General features: G+C 40.2%; 5 protein-coding genes and 3 pseudogenes. 5 read left to right on the top strand and 3 right to left on the bottom strand.

Features of this window, described 5'->3' with window-relative positions; translation table 11 throughout:
* The 3 genes and pseudogenes from CV014_RS29030 to CV014_RS29020 form a co-directional block, all read left to right on the top strand.
* Positions 1-403 (top strand): PP2C family protein-serine/threonine phosphatase (locus tag CV014_RS29030; protein ID WP_236145175.1); only part of this gene is annotated, 403 nt, incomplete at its 5' end.
* A gap of 195 nt (positions 404-598) precedes the next feature.
* Positions 599-1,143: pseudogene (gene psbP / locus CV014_RS29025) on the top strand (photosystem II reaction center PsbP).
* Positions 1,144-1,265: 122 nt separating this feature from the next.
* Positions 1,266-1,865 carry a Maf family protein gene (locus CV014_RS29020; RefSeq protein WP_236145176.1) on the top strand — a complete coding sequence of 200 codons (600 nt, stop codon included), beginning with the start codon at positions 1,266-1,268 and terminating at the stop codon, positions 1,863-1,865.
* A gap of 81 nt (positions 1,866-1,946) precedes the next feature.
* On the opposite strand, the gene CV014_RS29015 is transcribed toward CV014_RS29020, so the two are convergent.
* Both CV014_RS29015 and CV014_RS29010 read right to left on the bottom strand, forming a co-directional pair.
* A complete protein-coding gene (locus CV014_RS29015; protein WP_103138857.1) occupies positions 1,947-2,705 on the bottom strand; it encodes a sugar transferase in 759 nt (252 codons plus the stop codon).
* Positions 2,706-2,799: 94 nt separating this feature from the next.
* Entirely contained in the window at positions 2,800-3,960 is a 1,161-nt protein-coding gene (locus tag CV014_RS29010) for a glycosyltransferase (protein WP_236145174.1), read from the bottom strand.
* A 257-nt stretch (positions 3,961-4,217) separates the two neighbouring features.
* On the opposite strand from CV014_RS29010, the pseudogene CV014_RS29005 reads away from it, so the two are divergent.
* Positions 4,218-5,152 (top strand): annotated as a pseudogene (locus CV014_RS29005) (NAD-dependent epimerase/dehydratase family protein).
* 149 nt (positions 5,153-5,301) lie between these two features.
* On the opposite strand, the pseudogene CV014_RS29000 reads toward CV014_RS29005, so the two are convergent.
* A pseudogene (locus CV014_RS29000) lies at positions 5,302-6,035 on the bottom strand (Uma2 family endonuclease).
* 93 nt (positions 6,036-6,128) lie between these two features.
* Between CV014_RS29000 and rfbB the strand changes: the two are divergent.
* On the top strand, positions 6,129-7,191 hold a 1,063-nt coding region (gene rfbB / locus CV014_RS28995; RefSeq protein WP_236145173.1), incomplete at its 3' end, for a dTDP-glucose 4,6-dehydratase.

The raw sequence follows: 7,191 nt of genomic DNA, 5'->3' as shown, positions 1-7,191 counted from the left end.
GTTTTACTCAGAATATAATCCCCAAAATCGGGTTTTATCTTATAGTAATGCTGCACATAATCCGCCTTTGTGGTGGCACGCAGCCACGAAAACTATTACACGGCTAGATACCTTGGGAATGTTAATCGGCTTAGATGCCCATAGCCAGTATGAAGATGCCCATGCACAATTAGAACCTGGGGATACAGTTGTTTATTATACAGATGGTTTAACCGATGCGGCGGCGGCAAGTGGCGATCGCTTCGATGAAGAAAATTTTGTAACTGCCTTTCAAGTAGCCTGTCGATACTGTAACAGTCCCCAGGAAATTGTTGATTACTTATTTGATCAGGTACAACAATTTATCGGCTCTGATCGACAAAACAATGATGATATGACGCTAGTTGTTTTGCAGATTCAGTAGTCAATAGTCAATGGTCAATAGTCAATAGTCAATAGTCAAGAGGGAACAGGGAATAGATGAATGTTGATGCCCAATGCCCCATGCCCTATTGTCAATGCCCCATTCCCAATGCCCATATCGACACACTTGATGGGACAATAATAATGAGAAATTATGCCTGTTTATGTTGCTTCCAGCCGAAAGGAAACTGTAAAAATGTGGAAAAGACTTGTATTTATTTTGCTATTGGTGTTAAGTTTCACTCTAAGTAATCCTGATGTAGCCTCTGCTGCGGGATACAAAAGCTTTGTCGATACAACTGATGGCTATGAGTTTTCATACCCCAATGGCTGGTTGCAGGTAAAAGTTGCGAATGGCCCTGATGTTGTATTTCACGATTTAATTGAGGTATCGGAAAATGTCTCTGTGGTGATCAGTCCTGTCCCAGAGAACAAAACTTTACAACAATTAGGAACACCAACAGAAGTAGGTTATAAGCTAGGTAAAGCCGCTTTAGCTCCTGCTGATTCTGGTAGAACAGCCGAGTTAGTCAATGCTTTAGAAAAGAAAGTGATGGTAAAGAATACTACATTCTGGAGTATTTAGTAACACTTCCCAATAAACAAAAACGCCACAATATCGCCAGTGTAGCAGTGAACAGAGGTAAACTTTTTACCTTTAATGCTTCTATTCCTGAAAAGCGGTGGCAAAAAGTTAAACAGTCTATGGAAGAGGTTGTAAATTCTTTTTCAGTGTACTAGATAGGGCATGGGGCATTGGGCATTGGGCATTGGATAAGAGGCATTGAGTATCAACATTCACCTATTCCCTATTCCCCATTCCCCATTCCCTAATGACTAATGACTAATGACTAATGACTATGATTACACTTCCCCAATTTGTGCTAGCTTCTGCTTCTCCGGCGAGACGGCGTTTGCTACAGAGTGTTGGTATTGAACCTATAGTTAGTCCTAGTGATTTTGATGAGTCACAAGTTCAACTGAGTGAACCTGCTCAACTAGTACAGGTTTTGGCGCAAAGTAAGGCGGAAACTGTAGCACCACAGTTTACATCAGCTTTAATTATGGGTTGTGATTCCGTCTTAGCGATAGATGGTAAGATTCACGGCAAGCCAGAAAATGCAGAGGAGGCGATCGCACGCTGGCAATTAATGCGGGGTAGCTTTGGTGATTTGTATACAGGTCATGTTCTAATTGACCAAGAGCAGCAGCGTACTGTAGTAAAATGTCAAGTCACAAGGGTTTATTTTGCCCAAATTAGCGATCGCGCCATTCAAGCTTATGTCGCTACAGGTGAACCACTCAAATGTGCTGGTGCATTCGCCTTAGAAGGTTTTGGTAGTCTATTCGTCGAAAAAATCGCAGGTTGTCACAGTAATGTCATCGGACTGAGTTTACCTCTATTGCGACAAATGTTAGAGGAACTTGGTTATGAAGTAACTGATTATTGGTCGGGGAAATAGGGATTGGGGATTAGGTACTGGGGATTGGGAAGAAGCATATAAACATCCCTTACCCCATGCCCGATTCCCTATGCCCTAACCTCAGTATGCCCCGTTATTTTTAGGCATAATGACTACATCAATGGTTTTGAGGATAATCCATAAATCCAGCCACAGGGTTCTAGCTTTGACATAATGCAGGTCTATTTGTACTCTGCGGGGGTAGGGAATGTCATTGCGCCCAGAAACTTGCCATAATCCGGTAATTCCTGGTCTGATAGTTAAAACCTGATCAATGTGAATTCCGTATTTCGGCAGTTCTTCTGCAACTAGAGGACGGGGCCCGACGACACTCATATCCCCTTTTAAAACGTTCCAGAACTGAGGAAATTCATCCAGGCTAGTAATTCGCAAAAAACGACCTATTCTGGTAATTCTAGGGTCTTTTTTCAGCTTAAAACTGCTTTCAAATTCTTGCCGCAACTGGGGAGATGTTTCCATCATTTGGACGAGAACTTCGTCTGCATTCCGAACCATTGTACGGAACTTAATACAATTGAATGGCTGATAATTTTTTCCGATTCTTTCCTGGACGTAAAAAATCGGGCCTTCCGAGCTTAAAGCAATTAGCAAGGCCAAAATTAAGTAGACAGGAGAAAACAGAATCAAAACCAACAAAGAAAACACAATGTCGAACAGTCTTTTGAAAAACTCTCCGTTTAAACTGAGAAAAGACAAACCTTGAGGTTTTCGTCTAGGTGTCTTTGTTTTTTGACCTCGCTTGATTACAGAACGCGTAGACGAGCTAGCATCTGTCTTTAAGCGTCGCTTACCGGAGAGGAGTGAGCTCTGGGCAGTCATCATACTCCTTAATAATCCACACCACACATAGTCCCAATCTTAAAGCTAAAAGGAGGTGCTTCTGGGGTAAAATCGCCAAAAGCACAAAAAACAATTACAAAAAATTCTGGCTGTCACGTTCCAGAATGCCTTTCTTATGATGCTGATTTAAAAAATCTAGGTAACGCTGAGTAAAAACTTGGGGTGAAAACTGAGCAGCGTGCGATCGCATATACTCAGGACTAAGAGCATCTTGATAAATTTCAAATTTCTCTACTGTCTCCACTAATGCGTCTACTGTTTGGTGCGGAAATAATATCCCCGTACCATTATCTTTAAAGGATCGCACATCTTTAACTGTTTCTAAAGCACCTCCTGCACCATAAGCAATCACGGGAGTACCACAAGCCTGCGCCTCTACTAAAGCAATACCAAAATCTTCACAAGCAGCATACACAAATGCCTTAGCCCTAGCCATATATTTTTTTACCACTTCATCAGGTTGCCACCCCAGGATTTTGATATTAGAGTTTGCTAGCTTGTGAATTTGTTTCATTTCTGAACCTGTACCAATGATTACCAATGGACGCTGCAATTGATTGAACGCTTGAACAATTAGAGATACTTGCTTATAGCTCACTAACCGGGAAACAGTGAGATAAAAATCCTCTTTTTGAGGTAAAAAAGGAAATTGATCTACATTGACTGGGGGATAGATGACTGTAGCTTCTCGTCGATAGCAACGCCAAATCCTCCGAGCTGTATGGTGAGAGTTAGCAATAAAATAGTCAACTCGGTTTGCACTTAGGACATCCCATTGACGTAGTTGATGAAGCAAGTAGCGAGTCATCCACCCAGCTACACCACGCCCCAACTTACTGTGGTGTAGATAATCAAAAGTTAAGTCCCAAGCATAGCGCATAGGGCTATGGCAATAGCAAATATGCACCTGGTCGCCAGTAGTGATCACGCCTTTGGCTACAGCGTGAGATGAAGACAAAATAACATCATACTGGCGTAAATCCAGTTGTTCAATTGCCAATGGTAAAAAGGGCAGGTATTTTTGAATCCCATTTTTGGCAAAGGGAAAATGCTGGAGAAATGTACTACCAATCTGACGTTGATATAGATAACTGTCAGGATTGGTGGATTCAAAGTCAATGAGGGCATACAAATCTGCCTCAACGTGGTTCAAAATTTCTCTTACGACTAATTCTGAACCACCGGTGGCTTTTGGTGTGAGCCACTCATGAACAAGAGCATATTTCAAGGGCACAGCTAACTTTAAAATGTAAAAAATATATCAAGCAGAGTGTGAGGTTAACTGCAAGGTTTCCCTTTGCGATTGAGGAATAGGAAGCGCCCCAGATTAAAAATCCAGACGTATTTCTTCTAGTGGATGTTCCAGAGGGATAGGCAACCTGATAACCTCAAGAAGATTGGGTAAGAGAAAGGCAAAAGTCAAAAGAAAATAAATCTTTGTACTTTTTACTCCCTTCTAGTTCCTAAAAAATACGTAGGAGTCGGTAATTTATGCGAATTTTGATCATGGGTGGTACTAGGTTTATTGGTGTTTATCTAACTCAGATACTTGTAGAACAAGGACATGAGGTAGTGCTGTTTAATCGTGGTAATCGTCCACTGCCGAGTTTAGAGGGAGTAGGACAAATTATAGGCGATCGCACTGATCCTACACAGCTCAAGGAAAAATTATCACCAGAAAATTTTGATGTCATTTTTGACAATAATGGTCGGGAATTGGCTGATACTCAACCACTAGCAGAGATTTTTGCCGGACGGGTGCAACATTTTGTTTATATGAGTTCTGCGGGGGTATATCTTAAATCTGACCAATTACCCCATGTTGAAGGGGACAAGGTAGATCCAAAAAGCCGCCATCGGGGGAAACACGAAACTGAAGCGTATTTACAGCAGCAGGGATTACCTTTTACTTCCATTCGCCCTACTTATATTTACGGGCCATTAAATTATAACGATTTAGAAAGTTGGTTCTTTGATCGGATTGTACGCGATCGCCCAATTCCTATTCCTGGTAACGGCTTACATATTACTCAGCTAGGTCATGTCAAAGATTTGGCTGTGGCTATGTCTCAGGTGATTGGTAATCAGCAGGCGATTGGACAAGTGTATAATATTTCAGGCGATCGCTTCGTTACCTTTGATGGTTTAGCCCGTGCTTGCGCCCAAGCTGTCGGTAAATCACCAGATGACATCAAAATTGTGCATTACGACCCGAAAAGTTCGATTTCGGTAAACGCAAAGCTTTTCCGATGCGCGTACAGCATTTCTTTGCTTCTGTACATAAAGCGCAAACAGAATTACATTGGCAGCCCCAATACGATTTAATCTCTGGGCTGACTGACTCTTTTGAAAATGATTATTTAGCCACCAGAAGAGATAAAGCAGAAATAGACTTCTCTGTTGATGAAGAAATTTTACAAGCTTAGTCATTAGATATGGGGCATAGGGCATTGGGCATTGGACATTGGATTTTTCTCTTTTTACCCCCATTTTCCCAGTCCCCAGTCTTTCCATTTTGGATTGGATTCAATCTAAAATCCAAAATCTAAAATCTAAAATTCCCAGTCCCCAGTCCCTATAACTGATTCGGGTCAATGCCTAATTCTTTTAACTTAGCAGCTAATTTTTCTGCGCGTTGATTTTCTTGTGCTAGTAGTTCTACTGCTGTGGGAATCCAATTACCATCTGTATCGTACCAGCGTAACCACGGGCGTTCAATTCCTTGGTAAGTACCTTGCCAAAGTCCTAACCCTATTTGCAGACTCGGCATCCAAATTTGTGGTGTACTTAAGTCAATGGGGTTATAAATGTCTGCGACTAGTTGGAAGGCTTGGAGTTTATCTGTGTAGCGGTCAAATACGATGTAGTAAGGAATTCGCAAAATTCGTTCATATACCTCCCATTTAGTCGGAGGTTGACTAACTTCTCGTAAAGTTTGACCTAAATCTTCCTTTTCCGTCCCAGGAGATAATAATTCTACCACCACAAAAGGAGCGACACTTTCTTGCCAGATGACATAACTTAAACGTAAATCTCTTTGTTCATATAAACGAGAAACCCCAACTACTGCAAACCAGTCAGGACGTTTGTACCATAGGGGATTGTGAGTGTCGTAATACAAGTTTAAATCAGTAGCAACTAATACTTTATCTGCTGGGTAATTAGGGTAGAGAAAGTTTCTCTTAAAAGCTGTGATTGTAAAATGTGAAATTCATCAGGCAAGCCAGAATCCTCCGGGTATTCGCTAGGAAGATCATACATAGTAGGTAGGGCTACTTTGGCAGGCTGGGGAGGGTCTTTTTGATACATAAGTCAAGTCCTAACCGACTAATTTTAATTTAGCAAACAAAGGCATAACTTTGGTATAAACCAAAATATATTCAACCAATTTTTTAAAATCATATGTCAACAATATTAGTTACAGGAGGAGCAGGATTTATTGGTGCTAACTTTATTCTTTTAGCGAGAAGATTAAATTGGGCAAGTGTCATTAATTTGGATAAGCTGACTTATGCTAGTAATTTAAATAATTTAGCAGCATTACAAACAGACAAAAACTATCATTTTATTCAAGGAGATATTAATAATTTTGAGTTAGTTAGTTCTATTTTAGAAAAATATAACCCTGATGCTGTCATTAATTTTGCAGCAGAAAGTCATGTTGATCGGTCAATTTTTAGCCCACAGGATTTTATTCACACTAATGTAATAGGAACTTTTAAGTTATTAGAAGCAAGTAGATTTTATTGGCAAAAATTATCAGAGCAACAACAAAAACAATTTCGCTTTTTGCATATATCTACAGATGAGGTGTACGGCTCACTCACTCCCACAGCACCAGCATTTAAAGAGGATACACCTTATGCGCCTAATAGCCCTTATGCTGCATCGAAAGCTTCATCTGATCACTTTGTGCGTGCTTATTATCATACCTATGGTTTGCCGACTTTAACCATTAATTGCTCGAATAATTATGGGCCAATGCAATTTCCGGAAAAGCTGATTCCTTTGATAATTCTCAATGCTATTGATAGAAAAACATTACCCATTTACGGAGATGGGCAAAATATCCGTGATTGGCTTTATGTGGTTGATCATTGCCAAGCTATATATCTAGTGTTAAAACAGGGAAAAATTGGTGATACTTATAATATTGGTGGGTTAAATGAACAAACTAATATGACTGTAGTTGAAAAAACCTGTACCATTCTTGATGAACTAATTCCTATAGCTAATTTTTCTTATTCATCGTTAATTACTTTTGTGAAAGATAGACCTGGGCATGACCGAAGATATGCAATAGATTGTCAAAAAATTAGTGATGAATTAGGCTGGTTTCCTCAAGAAAACTTTGATAGCGGACTGATAAAAACTGTGCAGTGGTATTTAAACAATCCATCTTGGGTAGAGCAAGTTCGTTCTAGAGATTATCAAGCATGGTTACAGCAAAACTACGAAAATAGAT

The organism is Nostoc sp. CMAA1605 (assembly GCF_021596505.1).
Lineage (GTDB): Bacteria > Cyanobacteriota > Cyanobacteriia > Cyanobacteriales > Nostocaceae > Trichormus.
The sequence above is the reverse complement of the archived record's forward strand: the minus strand, read 5'-3'. Positions and strand labels throughout refer to the sequence as shown.